At 38.1% G+C, this 13,778-nt stretch carries 15 protein-coding genes and 2 other annotated features; all 15 genes read right to left on the reverse strand.

Annotated features, from left to right (window positions below; genetic code table 11):
- Nucleotides 1-740: 740 nt before the first annotated feature.
- Nucleotides 741-1,931 carry an acetate/propionate family kinase gene (locus ACEN4I_RS10980; RefSeq protein WP_407095485.1) on the reverse strand — a complete coding sequence of 397 codons (1,191 nt, stop codon included), beginning with the start codon at nucleotides 1,929-1,931 and terminating at the stop codon, nucleotides 741-743.
- Between the two features lie 21 nt (nucleotides 1,932-1,952).
- Nucleotides 1,953-2,960 carry a class I SAM-dependent methyltransferase gene (locus tag ACEN4I_RS10985; protein WP_407102972.1) on the reverse strand — a complete coding sequence of 336 codons (1,008 nt, stop codon included), beginning with the start codon at nucleotides 2,958-2,960 and terminating at the stop codon, nucleotides 1,953-1,955.
- Between the two features lie 323 nt (nucleotides 2,961-3,283).
- Nucleotides 3,284-3,568, reverse strand: coding sequence for a 50S ribosomal protein L27 (gene rpmA / locus ACEN4I_RS10990; protein WP_407095487.1), 285 nt, complete (start codon nucleotides 3,566-3,568; stop codon nucleotides 3,284-3,286).
- Nucleotides 3,569-3,584: 16 nt separating this feature from the next.
- Nucleotides 3,585-3,926 (reverse strand): ribosomal-processing cysteine protease Prp, encoded by a 342-nt coding sequence (locus ACEN4I_RS10995; RefSeq protein ID WP_407095488.1) that lies wholly within the window; start codon nucleotides 3,924-3,926, stop codon nucleotides 3,585-3,587.
- Between the two features lie 17 nt (nucleotides 3,927-3,943).
- Nucleotides 3,944-4,252 (reverse strand): 50S ribosomal protein L21, encoded by a 309-nt coding sequence (gene rplU / locus ACEN4I_RS11000; RefSeq protein ID WP_204210639.1) that lies wholly within the window; start codon nucleotides 4,250-4,252, stop codon nucleotides 3,944-3,946.
- Between the two features lie 15 nt (nucleotides 4,253-4,267).
- Nucleotides 4,268-4,341, reverse strand: a sequence feature (ribosomal protein L21 leader region).
- A 96-nt stretch (nucleotides 4,342-4,437) separates the two neighbouring features.
- Nucleotides 4,438-5,109: an amino acid ABC transporter ATP-binding protein gene (locus tag ACEN4I_RS11005; RefSeq protein ID WP_407102973.1), complete on the reverse strand. Its 672-nt coding sequence runs from the start codon at nucleotides 5,107-5,109 to the stop codon at nucleotides 4,438-4,440.
- 15 nt (nucleotides 5,110-5,124) lie between these two features.
- Complete coding sequence (locus ACEN4I_RS11010; protein ID WP_407095490.1) at nucleotides 5,125-5,760, reverse strand: amino acid ABC transporter permease; 636 nt, start codon at nucleotides 5,758-5,760, stop codon at nucleotides 5,125-5,127.
- Between the two features lie 28 nt (nucleotides 5,761-5,788).
- Nucleotides 5,789-6,598: an amino acid ABC transporter substrate-binding protein gene (locus ACEN4I_RS11015; RefSeq protein ID WP_407102974.1), complete on the reverse strand. Its 810-nt coding sequence runs from the start codon at nucleotides 6,596-6,598 to the stop codon at nucleotides 5,789-5,791.
- 48 nt (nucleotides 6,599-6,646) lie between these two features.
- Nucleotides 6,647-7,441: an amino acid ABC transporter substrate-binding protein gene (locus tag ACEN4I_RS11020; RefSeq protein ID WP_407102975.1), complete on the reverse strand. Its 795-nt coding sequence runs from the start codon at nucleotides 7,439-7,441 to the stop codon at nucleotides 6,647-6,649.
- 91 nt (nucleotides 7,442-7,532) lie between these two features.
- Nucleotides 7,533-7,779, reverse strand: a binding site (T-box leader).
- Nucleotides 7,780-7,813: 34 nt separating this feature from the next.
- Nucleotides 7,814-8,608 carry a septum site-determining protein MinD gene (gene minD, locus ACEN4I_RS11025; protein WP_407102976.1) on the reverse strand — a complete coding sequence of 265 codons (795 nt, stop codon included), beginning with the start codon at nucleotides 8,606-8,608 and terminating at the stop codon, nucleotides 7,814-7,816.
- Entirely contained in the window at nucleotides 8,605-9,297 is a 693-nt protein-coding gene (locus tag ACEN4I_RS11030) for a septum site-determining protein MinC (protein WP_407102977.1), read from the reverse strand. The genes minD and ACEN4I_RS11030 overlap by 4 nt, the downstream gene beginning before the upstream one ends.
- Nucleotides 9,298-9,339: 42 nt before the next feature.
- On the reverse strand, nucleotides 9,340-9,861 hold the full coding sequence (gene mreD / locus ACEN4I_RS11035) for a rod shape-determining protein MreD (RefSeq protein ID WP_407095495.1): 522 nt from the start codon (nucleotides 9,859-9,861) through the stop codon (nucleotides 9,340-9,342).
- 3 nt (nucleotides 9,862-9,864) lie between these two features.
- Nucleotides 9,865-10,716 carry a rod shape-determining protein MreC gene (gene mreC / locus ACEN4I_RS11040; protein ID WP_407102978.1) on the reverse strand — a complete coding sequence of 284 codons (852 nt, stop codon included), beginning with the start codon at nucleotides 10,714-10,716 and terminating at the stop codon, nucleotides 9,865-9,867.
- Between the two features lie 169 nt (nucleotides 10,717-10,885).
- Nucleotides 10,886-11,899 carry a rod shape-determining protein gene (locus ACEN4I_RS11045; RefSeq protein ID WP_407102979.1) on the reverse strand — a complete coding sequence of 338 codons (1,014 nt, stop codon included), beginning with the start codon at nucleotides 11,897-11,899 and terminating at the stop codon, nucleotides 10,886-10,888.
- 374 nt (nucleotides 11,900-12,273) lie between these two features.
- Nucleotides 12,274-13,647, reverse strand: coding sequence for a class II fumarate hydratase (locus tag ACEN4I_RS11050; RefSeq protein ID WP_407095498.1), 1,374 nt, complete (start codon nucleotides 13,645-13,647; stop codon nucleotides 12,274-12,276).
- Nucleotides 13,648-13,778 lie beyond the last annotated feature (131 nt).

A 13,778-nucleotide genomic window follows, 5' to 3' on the forward strand; every position in this document is an offset into this window, starting at 1 on the left:
GTTAATTAATGGTCTGTTCTCTTTTGTTTGATTGAGCTTTGAGCTGTAGGAGTTATAGTCCCTATTACTGGCCGTATTTTTGGGTGGATTATGAGGTAGAATAGTTATAGCTCATGTTACTGCTTGTATTTTTGGGTGAATTGTGCAGTAGACTGGTTATAGCTCATATTATTGTTCTTTTTTCTTGGTGGATTGTGCAGTAGGCGGACTTTAGCTCATATTATTGCTCTTTTTCTCTGATGGATTGTGAAGTAGACAATGTATAGCTTATATTATTATTCGTTTTTATTAGTCTATTGTGAGGTAAACAGGCTTTAACTCGTATTATCACTCGTTTTTTTCTGGTGAATTGTAAGCTAGAGAGGCTCTACCTTACAGTTCTGGTTATTTTTTCATTCGTATTATTAGCTAGATGCCTTACAGTGCGAAAAAAGCACCTCACTATGAATTTTCTTCATAGTGAGGTGCTTTTAGAATGCTCGATGAGCTCGAGCTCTTAGACGCGTTGCGCAAGGCAGACTTTCTATGGTTTCATTTATCCTTTTTGATGGTAAAGAACACCATCTAAAAGGATAAAGTGAAACCTACGAAAGCCTAAACGCCTTGTTTCACGCTCTTATTTAGACGCGTTGCGTAAGCCAGCTCTCTCTCCCAGTAGCCGAATGACAAATGTTAGGAAAAGCACCTAACTTTTAACATTCAGCTACTGTACAGAGAGCTAAACGGCTTACTTCACGCTCTTATTTTTTTAGTCGTTCTACGTCACGGGCGATCATGACTTCTTCGTCTGTTGGAATCAACAAGACTTTAACTTTTGAGTCGTCTGTTGAGATAATGCGTTCTTCGCCACGAACGTTGTTTCTTTCGTCGTCGATTTCAGCACCAAACCAGTTGATACCATCGATAAGGATTTTACGAGTTTCAACTGAGTTTTCACCGATACCAGCCGTAAAGATGATTGCGTCTACTCCATTCATCAATGCTACGTATTGGCCAATGTATTTTTGAACTCGGTTATAGAAAATGTCTAAAGCTAATTGCGCTCTGTCGTCTCCTGCTTCAGCAGCATCTTCCACATCACGCATGTCGCTTGATACACCTGATAAACCAAGTAATCCAGATTTTTTGTTAAAGATATTGATCATTTCGTTAATATCAGTAATACCTTCTTTTTCCATCAAGTATGGAATAATAGAAGCATCGATATCACCTGTACGAGTTCCCATTGTTACACCAGCTAAAGGAGTGAATCCCATAGATGTATCTACTGATTTTCCACCTTCAACAGCTGTAATAGAAGCACCATTACCTAAGTGGCAAGTGATCAATTTCAAGTCTTCTAGTGAACGTCCAAGCATATCTGCTGCACGTTCAGATACGTATTGATGAGAAGTACCATGTGCTCCATATTTACGAGCTGCATGTTTTTCATAGTATTCCATTGGTAAGCTGTACAAGTAGTTTACAGCTGGCATTGAAGTGTGGAAAGAAGTATCAAATACCGCTACACTTGTGATGTTTGGCAATAATTTTTTAAATGCTTTGATTCCTGTTGCGTTTGCAGTATTGTGTAAAGGAGCTAAATCAGCTAATTGTTCAATTTTTGCTAATACATCGTTGTCGATAAGAGCAGATTCTTTAAAGTCTTCTCCCCCAGCAACTACACGATGTCCAACACCTTCGATTTCATCGTAGCTTGCGATAACGTTTAATTCAATTAATTTATCCAATACTTTTTGGATAGCAATTTCATGGTTGTCGATGTCTTCTGTGATATTGTATTTTTCACCATTGTATTTTGTTGTAAAGATTGAATCTTTCAATCCGATTCTTTCAACGATCCCTGAAGCGATTTCTTTTTCTTCAGGCATTTCAAACAACGTAAATTTTAAACTTGAACTACCTGCATTGATTGCAATTGTTTTTGACATGTTTCTTCCCCTTTTCTTCTCTTACAAATTTTCTTTCTTCCAGCTATCCACTTCCTGCATAAATTTTAACATGGATTGTTGATTTTTCAAATCAGGAATGTTCCCAAGCAATACTTGTTTAGCTTGTTCTGCTTGGTCCCCATCTTTTTGAAGCAGTAAAATAGATCTTTGTGATTGTTCATTTGCAAATAATTCTTTTGGCAAATGCAACATACCTTGTAAATATCCTGATTTTTGAATAGCTTTCATCAAAGATGCTGCTTCTGGTGTTTCAAACAATAGTTTCGGTACAAGAAATAAACCAAATGCATTTGGTTTCAAATACTTCATACTTTGTTCAATCAGCAAATGATGGGCAAAGGAATGTCCTTCTTTTGCTGCCGATGTATAGGATTTCGCTCTTTCGTCAACTGGATAGTAGCCAATCGGTAAGTCACTCACCACTAAGTCTACCGGGTCTACTAATAGATCCTGAATAGCATCCTGATGGGTTAATTTAACGTTTTGTCTTTGGAGTCTTGTAGCCATAGCTGCTAAGTCAATGAGTAAATCATCATTTTCAATTCCTTCTGCTTCTACCTCAACATTGGCAGTCGCTAAAGCATTGTAAACTGTTGAAAGCAAATTGCCTGTACCAACAGTGGGATCTAGAATCCGCATTTTCGTCAAAGAAGTGTCTCGCACTTTTTCGATAAAATACACAAACATAAATCCGATAGCATCTGGTGTCATTTGATGATTCGCCTGCACTTTGTCCTCTTTCAATCCTTTTAAGATTACTAATTGCAAACTTTTTCGGATGTCTTCAGGTTCCATGTCAGCTGTATTTGCACCTTGATAAATCTCTGTTAATTTATCTGCTGTTGCTGGATTTAAAATATTCTTCATTTCAGTAGGAATATTTTTTTCAATCAGATTGCTGCCTGATTCAGTCAGTGCTTCCAAGTATGAAAAATCAATTTCATTTCTTAACAATTGAACGGTACTATCTAATTGATTAAAAAGAGTTTCCATGTCTTTTTGAGACAAAAAAATCAACCTCTCTTCCTCATACCTGTCTTTTACGTAAGATAAAAATTAGTCATTTGAATTCAAGACTACTTTATCATTTTATCTAATCTGCACTATGTACACAAGATACAAAGCGACTTATTGCATAGAATTAGACTTAAAGTTCTTGATTTCATCAATAAGTATACCTTATTCCATACAATATTGCTCTTATTGAGGACATGGCAAGGCACTTAATTTTTCGGGGGATTCACTTTTTTCTTTTAGAAGGTGTTCTTTAACATCTAAAAATAACTAAAATAGGGGAGTGAACGATTGTCCACTCCCTTTTTTGGATCTTATTATTGAGCTACTGGGTATACAGAAACTTGTTTTTTGTCACGGCCTTTACGTTCGAAACGAACAACGCCGTCAACTTTAGCAAACAATGTGTCATCTCCGCCGATACCTACGTTAACTCCTGGGTAAATTTTAGTACCGCGTTGGCGGTATAAAATTGATCCACCTGAAACAGTTTGACCATCAGCACGTTTAGCTCCTAAACGTTTTGATTGTGAGTCACGACCGTTAGCAGTAGATCCGCCCCCTTTTTTGTGAGCGAAGAATTGTAGATTCATTTTCAACATTTGGAATGCACCTCCATCATGATTTAATCTTTAATTGAATGTATTTAGAGTATTCTTCTGCTATTCCATTTAAGGAAATAAGCAGACTCTCAAGCAACACTTGAGCTGTCTTCAACTGTTCTTCTGTTAAGTCTTGAATCAGTTCAACATATAAGTAGCCGCCTTCGACCTCATCATTTTGCTCGATGATTGGAGCAACTCCAGTCAAGGTGATCAAGCTATTTGTAGTCCCAATCACTAACGCAGAAACAGCTGCACAAACGATGTCGCTGCCATAGGGTCCTGACTCCGCATGTCCCGTCACTTCAAAAGAAACGATATTTCCTTTGTCATTTCGTTTAATAGATGCTTGAATCAATATGGATCACCTCTTTATTATGCGTTGATAGCATTGATGACAACTTTTGTATATGGTTGACGATGACCTTGTTTACGGTGACTGTGTTTTTTAGGTTTGTATTTGAAAGTAGTAACTTTCTTTTGTTTACCATGTTTTTCAACAGTTCCTTCAACAGTTGCGCCTTCGATGAATGGAGTTCCCACTTTAGTGTCTTCTCCACCAACTAAGATTACTTCGTCAAAATTGATTGTTTCGCCAGCTTCAACGTTTAATTTTTCAACGTAGATTGCTTGTCCAACCTCAACTTTTACTTGTTTACCACCTGTTTTAATAATTGCGTACATTTATTCGCACCTCCTTATTAGACTTAGACTCGCCGTTGTGAGTGCCGTAATGGACTTACAAACTCATTTCCGTGCGGTTGTAGTTGTGGTGCTACACATTTACAACATTAACATCATACCAAAAACAAAAGAACCCGTCAACGTATTTTTCTCATTGACAAGTTCTTTTTATGTTTTATGTTTGATCAAATAAAGGCATCAGATGGAACGGAACGAGTTCCGTATTGATCGGCAAAAGCCGTATCATGAGTAACGATTAAGATACCCGTTCCACTTGCGGCGATTTCTTGGATCATTTTTCCAACTCCGTCAGCAGTGTCTCGATCAAGAGCTGATGTTGGCTCGTCAAAGCACAAGATCTGCGGATTCAACATCATGGCACGTGCGATAGCAACCCGTTGTTGTTGTCCACCAGATAAAGTTCCAGGATACACATCTTTTTTATTTAAAATAGCCATTTGATTTAACAAAAGTTCTGCTTTTTTTATGGCTTCTTCTTTGGACAATAATTTCTGAGCTAGAGGAGCTTCAATACAATTTTCTAAGATCGTCAAATTAGGAAACAATTGATAATCCTGAAATACCATTCCGATTTGGTTGTTGTACACCATACGTTCTTTTTTTGGCACATAATCAGCTTTTCCATCAGTTTCGCGGCATAAGTAGGCATCATTAATAGCAATCGTCCCATTATCCGCTTTTTCCAGCTGATTCAACAGTCTCATGAACGTCGTTTTCCCAGTACCAGATTTCCCTATAAGATTCACTATTTCTCCTGTATCAATTGTAAAATCAAAATCTTTAATGATATTTACACTATTGAATTGTTTTGAAACATTCATTGCTTTCAATCCCATGTTTAACCTTCTCCTTTAGTAATCTGATTTCTTCTCAATAACATTTAAGAGCAACGTAATGATTCCCGTCACCACTAAATAAACGATTCCCACTGCTGCATATGGAATCAAAGAAGCATACGTGTTAGCAGCAATTTGACCGGCTCTTAATAATTCGCCTAATCCTAAAATATAAATCAATGAAGTATCTTTTACTAGAGAGATAACTTCATTTCCCACAGAAGGCAGCACTACCCGCATTACTTGCGGAATAATGATTTTTTTAAAGCCGTTTATTCTGCCGATTCCTAAAACTTTGATCGCTTCAAATTGACCATTTGGAACAGAAAGAATTCCGCCTCGAAAAATTTCAGCGTAATAAGCAGTATAATTAATAATAAATGTAAAAACAGCTGCTGGAAAACGTTCAAACGTGATCCCTATAAATGGCAGTCCAAAAAAGACAACCATCAATTGCAATAGAAGCGGTGTTCCACGCATCACATAAATGTAGACTTGAATGATCCAAGAGATCCACTTAGGTGCATATACTCTAATGCAGGCAATCAAAAATCCCAAAGGAATTGTCACAATCACGATAATAAAAAATAATAATAAGGTTGTCTGTAGTCCATCTAACAGACTGGGGGTTATCTCAGCAATCAAATCCATTTCTCACTCATCCTTTATTTAACTTAATTTATTCAGCAATCCATCTGCCTTTGATTTCTTGCAATATTCCATCTTCTTCCATCTCAGCTAGTACAGCATTCAGTTTATCGCGAAACTCTGTATCCGATTTTCTCAACCCTACTGCACTGTCTTCATAGCCGAAACCTTCTTCTAAAATGCGGTACTTCTCTTCCTCTTTTTGCTTCATGTAATAACGAGCATACGTTTCGCTGACTGCGATAGCTTCACTGCGTCCACTCTCCAAGTCATTGAAGACATCGTTGTACGAAGGGTATTGTACGATATCCCCGTCCGCAAATGTGTCCACGATGCCGGTCTCATGATTTTTCAATAAGTCAACCGTGCTGGAAGACTGTTGCGAGGCGACAATCTTCCCTGCCAAATCGTCCCAATTTTCAATTAAGCTGTCAGCCAGTACAACAAATACTTGTCCGCTGCTGTGATAAGGAGTACTGAAAGCTACCTTCTCTTCTCTTTCTTTAGTCATAGAATATCCGTTCCAGATAGCATCAATTTTCCCTGAATTCAATTCTGTTTCTTTCATTGCCCAATCAATGGGTTGAAATTCAATTTCTACATCCAAGCGATCTGCGGCTTCTTTTGCGAGATCAACATCTAAACCAACTAAGCGCCCTTCATTATCCCTAAATCCCATTGGTACAAAAGTATCATCTAATCCTACAACAAAAGTGTCTCCTGGTTCACCTATAAAGATTTCTTCATTGTCCGCAGCAGTTGTATTTGCATTCCCACAAGCCATTAGAAGCAACGGAAACAGCAGTACACTGCCCATCGTTTTTATTTTTTTCAGTTTCATTTTGACACCCCCTAAAATGATTACTTAAAAATCATCAGCTGCTTTTTTTTATTCCGCAAACCATTTGGCATAGATCTCATCAAACGTGCCGTCTGCTCTCATTTCCTCTAAAGCCCCGTTTACAGCTTCCGTCAATTGGTCATCAACCTTACGGAAACCGACTGCATATTCTTCTTCACCGAAGTTTTCTTCCAGCACACGGTAAGCCATATCCTCATTTTGTTTCATATAGTACCGACCAAGTGTTTCATCTACTACGATAGCATCGCTTCGGCCTGAACCCAGATCATTAAAGACATCATTGTTTGAAGGGTATACGACAATTTCTTGGTTGGCAAATTGATCAACTATATTTGAAGGATCCGCATTGATCGCATCCACAGCACTTGACGATTGTTGTGCAGCAACTACTTTCCCACTTAAATCAGCTATCGTTTGGATGGGACTATCTTCCAATACGATCACGATTTGGCTATTTTCTAGATAGGGTGTACTGAAGTCCACTTGCTCTTGACGCTCTTCTGTAATCGTATAGCCGTTCCAAATAGCATCAATGTTCCCATTATTCAATTCTGTTTCTTTCAAAGCCCAATCAATGGGTTGAAATTCTACATCTAAGCCCAATCTATCTCCCACTTCATTTGCCAAGTCAATATCAAAACCGACAACTTCACCATTACTGTCTCGAAAGCCCATTGGAGCAAAAGTATCATCCAATCCTACAGTAATTTTCCCCTCTTCAACAATTTGTTCATATGAATCTGTCTCTGTATTATTTGAACCGCACCCTGCTAAAACTAACGTCATTGCGCCAACAAAAGATGTAATAATTTTTTTATACATTCCTATTCTCTCCCTTTTTTAAAATGATTCATTTTTAAAGCTGCAGTCCTTAAAAACAAAAAAACGTCCTTTGAATTCCGAAATTCGAAATTCAAAGGACGATGATGATCATTATCGTGGTTCCACCTTTATTTGCAAGTTCTTCACAGAAACTTGCCTCATCACGTTCAAAACTACTAAACGCTAGTACTGTAACGGGTACTCCCGAGTCAACTTACTTCTATACTTTCAGCTGCCAGCTTAAAGGTGTGTGTTCAAAATTTCATCTTAGCTGCTTTCACCATCCGCAACCTCTCTTGAAAGATTCCATTTCTACTTTTCCTCATCCATGCTTTTTTAATGGATATTTAATTTAAATGTACTATAGCACAATTATTTCTTTTTGCCAAATATTTTTTGCCAAAAAGTTGGTTTTTCTGATTTCAGTGACATTAAAGGTACCGTCTCACCCAATATTCTGCGGGCAATATTCCGATATCCTTGAGAAGCCGCATTTTTCGGATTCAATACAATAGGGTCTCCATTGTTGGATGAACGGACAACATCATCATCATCAAATATGATCCCTAACAAATCAATAGACAAATGACGTGTAATCTCATCTACATCCATGACTTCTCCATCTTGCATCATTCGTTTGCGAATACGGTTGATGATCAATTTAGGATCAGAAATTTCTGTTTGTTCCAACAATCCAATAATTCTATCTGCATCTCGAATAGCCGAGATCTCTGGAGTTGTTACAATGAACGCTTGATCTGCAGCAGCAATAGAGTTTTTAAATCCTTGTTCGATACCTGCAGGACAATCAATCAGAATATAGTCATAATCACCGCGCAACTCTTCCACAATATTGATCATTTGTTGTTCATTGATGGAGTTTTTATCTGCATTTTGTGCAGCTGGAAGCAAGTACAAGTTATCGTTAAAACGTTTGTCTTTGATCAATGCTTGATGCAATTTTGCACGTTCTTCCACTACATCCACAATATCATAGATAATGCGGTTTTCTAGACCTAGAATCACATCTAAGTTCCGCAAACCGATATCCATATCGATCAAACACACTTTTTTCCCTTGCAGTGCCAATGCTGTTCCTAAATTAGCCGTTGAAGTTGTTTTTCCAACCCCACCTTTACCAGATGTAATGACAATAGCTGTACTCATTCAAATAATCCTCCTGTCACTTTATCAATAGATGGCTGTATCTTCTTTAAGCGATCCAACGTTTCAAAAGATAAGATATGTAAATCATTTATATACGCCACTTCTACCTTGCTTTTTCTGCTTTCTTCCTCTTCATTTTCAATAACTTCAACATTATCGGCAATACGGATTTGCGCTTTAGTGAGGAAATCAGCCACAATAACTGCTGAAGTATCGCCGTCAATACCCGCATGAGCTACTCCATGAAGTTCTCCCATAATAAAGATACTGCCCTTAGCTCGGATACTGCCTCCCGGATGAACTTTCCCAATCAATAAAATATCTCCAGGAGCTTCTAAAATTTGTCCGCTTCTTACGGTTTGAACTTTCATTTCTAAACTGACTTTTTTTTGCCATTCAATGGCACGTTCGTAAGTCAATACAGTTGCGTCAAAAGATTTGATGGAGAAATGACTTTTTTCTTCAATTTTTTTGGTCAACAATTCCTTTTGTTCATCGTTCAATAAACGATATCCCGAATGAATCTCTAAATGAATGTCTTTACGCGTTTCACCAGATAGCTTACGCTCTGCTCTCAAATGATCTAACAACTCATCCAATTCATTAGTCAATTCTTCAAAAGAAGCCGCATCATTCAAATTTAACAAAAAGCCTTCCTTAATTCCCTTTAATGTTACATTTTGTTTCATTAAACCCTTCCCCCAATCTCAAAAGACTTACGAACAAATTTTTTAATCCTGCACAATGGTTGCAGCCGTTTTTTTTAGTGGATAGTAAAGTACCAACAAGAACATACTGTTTAACAACAGTGTTGGTCCCAACCGATTTGCTAAAAATGTTGCAATATCGATTGTGGTCAGATCAATAACCGAGTAGAAGCCAAACAACAAGGTTTCTACCAGGCTAATGTGAATAATTACTATCATAACCAACACCAATAAATTAGGGTTTAATATTTTCCGCATTTTATCGCTTAAATAAATGATGATCGGAAATAGAGACGTGTACAACCCTAGAATCCCTACATAATAACTATCGTATAGTAAACCAAAGAGAATACCAAAAAGAATCATGTACTTCCGATCCACATAAAAAGAAAACAATACAATGCAGATAATAATCAATCTGGGAACCATATCGCTGGTTGCGGTGTAGAGTCGAGTTGAAAAGATCGATGCAATGATACCATCAAACAACAGAGCTATCAAAAAAGTCACTGGGACAAATAGATTGATTCTTGCTTTTTTGGTCATTCTCTATTCCCCACTTCCAGATGCTCTTTGAATAATGGTCACAAAACGAATATCATTCATGTCTGCTGCTGGAGTAATATAGGCTTCCATCGCTAATCCATGAGAGTCTAATCGTATTTCATCTACCGTACCGATCAATAAAGAACTTGGTGAAAGACCTCCCAATCCTGAAGTCATGACTTGGTCTCCTTCTTTCAAAGTAGCATCCGTAATGATTTGGTTCAGGATCAGACGATTTGTTTCTGCTTCATAGCCGCTGATGATTCCATGTACTGCTCCGTTATCTGTCAGTACTTGTGCAGAAACTCGTCCTGTATTTTGGTGGGAAGTTGTCACCAATTGAACTTTGGAACTGGTAGGACTAACTTCTACAATTCGTCCAATGTAACCATTTCCGCCCATAACCGACATATCTACTTCTACTCCATGCTGACTTCCTCTATCAATCACTAACTGATCGACCCAGTTATCTGGATTTCGACCGATCACTGCACCATTGATACTATTGTAATCAGACAATGTTTCCGTTAATCCCAATTGTTCTTGCATTTTGTCGTTGTCTTGTTGTAATGCAGCAATTTCTGCTTCTGTTTCATACAATCCATCCATTTTGGACTTCAATAATTTATTTTCTTCATACGTGTCAAGCAATCCTTCTACAGAGTCAATGATACTGACTACTCCATTAGCAGGTTTACTGATGACTCGACTGATTAGTGCTGTTACATCATTAGTAAATCGCTGAACTATAGGAACATTTCCACTGCCCGTAATGGAAACTGCAATAAGCCCAAGAACAACAATTACACTAACTAATAAAATAATAAGCTTTTTGTTTGAAAAAAACTGGTTCAAAGTACCACCTCGTTGATTTTTGCAGGCTGTGTATATTTTACCATAGGTTGCTCAAAATAAGCAGACTGTTTTCGATTTTATTTCAAATTCCTTTTTACTCAAACCCTCAAATTCCTTCACTCAAAAAGAGCGGGATGGATAATCCATACCCGCTTGATAATGGTCAGTTTTATTTAAGGCCGCGTTTTTGGTAAACGTCCATGTGTTTCAAAGCTTCTCCTGTACCGTTAGCCACACAATCCAAAGGTTCATTTGCAACAAATACCGGTACATCTGTTTCATGAGCGATCACATCGCTGATGTTTTTAAGTAACGCCCCGCCACCAGTTAAGACAATTCCATGATCGATAACATCTGCAGATATTTCCGGCGATGTTTCTTCCAAGGTTTCACGAACCGCTATGACGATTCCTTCAACAACTTCTTGAATAGCCTCAGCTACATCAACTGCCGTTATTTCAATAGTTTGCGGTAAACCAGTAAGTAAATCTCTACCTCTAATGTCCATCGTGCCGTATTCAGCTGCTTTTTCAACCGATGCACACCCAATTTCCATTTTGATTTGTTCAGCGGTTCTTTCACCGATCAGCAAGTTGTGTTTTTTACGTATGTGGTGGATGATCACTTCATCCATTCGGTCTCCAGCTAAACGAATCGTTCTGCTGCTGACAATACCGCCTAAAGAGATGGTTGCCACGTCCGTTGTTCCACCACCAATATCCACTACCATGCTACCTGTAGGATCCATTACCGGTAATCCAGCTCCAATTGCTGCTGCAAATGGTTCTTCAATGATATAAGCATCCTTAGCTCCAGCTAAGCGAGTAGCGTCGATAACCGCTCTTTTTTCAACTTCTGTTACACTGCTGGGCACACAAACTACCACAAAAGGTTTAGAAGTACGTTTCCCCACCGCTTTTTTAATGTAATATTTCATCATTTCAGCCGTGATATCAAAATCCGCAATAACTCCATTTTTCATTGGACGAATCGCAATGATCGAACCTGGTGTTCTACCAATCATATTTCTGGCTTCTTCCCCGACCGTTACGATTTCTCCTGTGTTTATATCTTTAGCAACAACAGAAGGTTCTCTTAAAACGATCCCTTTACCTTCAACGAATACATTCGTATTGGCTGTTCCTAAATCGATTCCCATGTTTTTATTTCCAAAATTAAGCACATATTTCATCCTCTCAGTTGTCTAGCCTATACAGGCTTTGCTTCTTCAACCCAATTTTTTTGAGAAAAGAACCAGTAGACTTTTCACAATAGCATTACTGCATTTTACTGTATTTTTTCACTTTTATTATCATACTTTAATTTCAATCACTTCGCATCAATAATCGTTGTTTTTAATACAAATTTAAGTAGAACTCAACATTCTAGTAATCTTTGCAATTGAGTTTTTTTAATAGCAAGCATGCTTAGTATACATTTTTCTGCGAGGAATATAAAGGCATTCAACTATTTCACCGGTTATTTTAAAGAAAAACGACAAATTTTGTTTCTAATTTAAACAACAGAAATGACATTTTCCGATTCTGCATGTTCTCATTACTTGCGGATCATCAAAGCCGGGTCCAGCCATTGATCCAGTTCTTCTTCAGAAGCGAGTTCCAACTGTAGAGCGCCTTCACGGATAGATAATCTGTGCGCATATGCGTATTTTGCAATTTGTGCACTCTTTTCATAACCGACGTGAGGAGAAAGAGCCGTTACGATCATCAACGAATCTTTTAAATAGCTGTCCATCTGTTGCTCATTCGCTTCCATACCAGACAGACAATGGATCCTGAATGACCGCATCCCCTCTGTCAGCAATTGAACACTTTTCAGCATATTAAACAAAATAACCGGCTTGAAGACATTCAATTGAAAATTCCCTTGGCTGGCAGCAAATTGAATCGTTGCATCATTTCCTATGATTTGAGCTACGATCATCGTTAATGCTTCCGCCTGAGTAGGATTTACTTTTCCAGGCATGATAGAGCTGCCTGGTTCATTAGCTGGAATCCTAACTTCTCCCAAACCACCTCTTGGACCACTTGCCAGCCATCTGACATCATTAGCGATTTTCATCAAATCAACTGCTAAACTTCGAAGCGCGCCATGAGAATAAGTCAAATTGCTGTGACTAGACAGACCATAAAATTTGTTTTCTTCAACTTCAAAGGTAAATGGCAACGATCGATTTAATTCCGCTACTATTTTTTGATCAAAGTCATCTGGAGCATTTAAACCAGTACCCACAGCGGTACCTCCAATGGGCAATTTTTTCAACGCCTCACTGCTTTCAGTAATGAAATAAGTATTCTTCTCCAACATCGTCCGCCATCCGCTTATTTCCTGTCCAAATGTCATCGGAACGGCGTCTTGCAAATGAGTACGACCGATCTTAATCAGTGATTGATACTGCTGTTCTTTCTCTTTGAGTACAGTGATCCATTCTCTGCATTCCATAAGCAATGCAGTCTGGATCGATTGATAAATCGTCATTTGCATCGCAGTTGGAAAAACATCATTCGAGCTTTGTGAAGCATTGACATGATCATTTGGATGCAATTTAGGCAGGTCTTTCGACTGATTGGCAATAGCTGCAATAACTTCGTTCACATTCATATTGGTTTGCGTACCGCTTCCCGTTTGCCAAATTTTCAATGGAAATTGCTCATCGAATTTTCCGTCCAATATCTGATCACAAGCTTCGACTATTCGATTTCTTTCTTCCTCGGATAACAATTGCTCCTTATGATTGATTGTTGCGGCAGCTTTTTTGATGCTGACCAGTGAATAAATAAATTCGAGCGGCATTTTTTCAGACCCAATAGCGAAGTTTTCTAAACTCCGTTGCGTTTGGGCTCCCCATAAATTTTCTGTTTTGACTTGAACTGTACCTAGCGCATCTTTTTCTTGCCGGTATCCTTGCATATCACTTTTCCTCTCTAAAATGCCATTTTCCTCTCCTATTTAAATGATCCAATCATTTATTCGCTAAGTTATGTGAATACCATTAAATTTCCACTCTGACTTAGACCCGACGAATAATCATTTATTCCACT

Source organism: Desemzia sp. FAM 23990, from assembly GCF_045528485.1.
Lineage (GTDB): Bacteria > Bacillota > Bacilli > Lactobacillales > Carnobacteriaceae > Desemzia.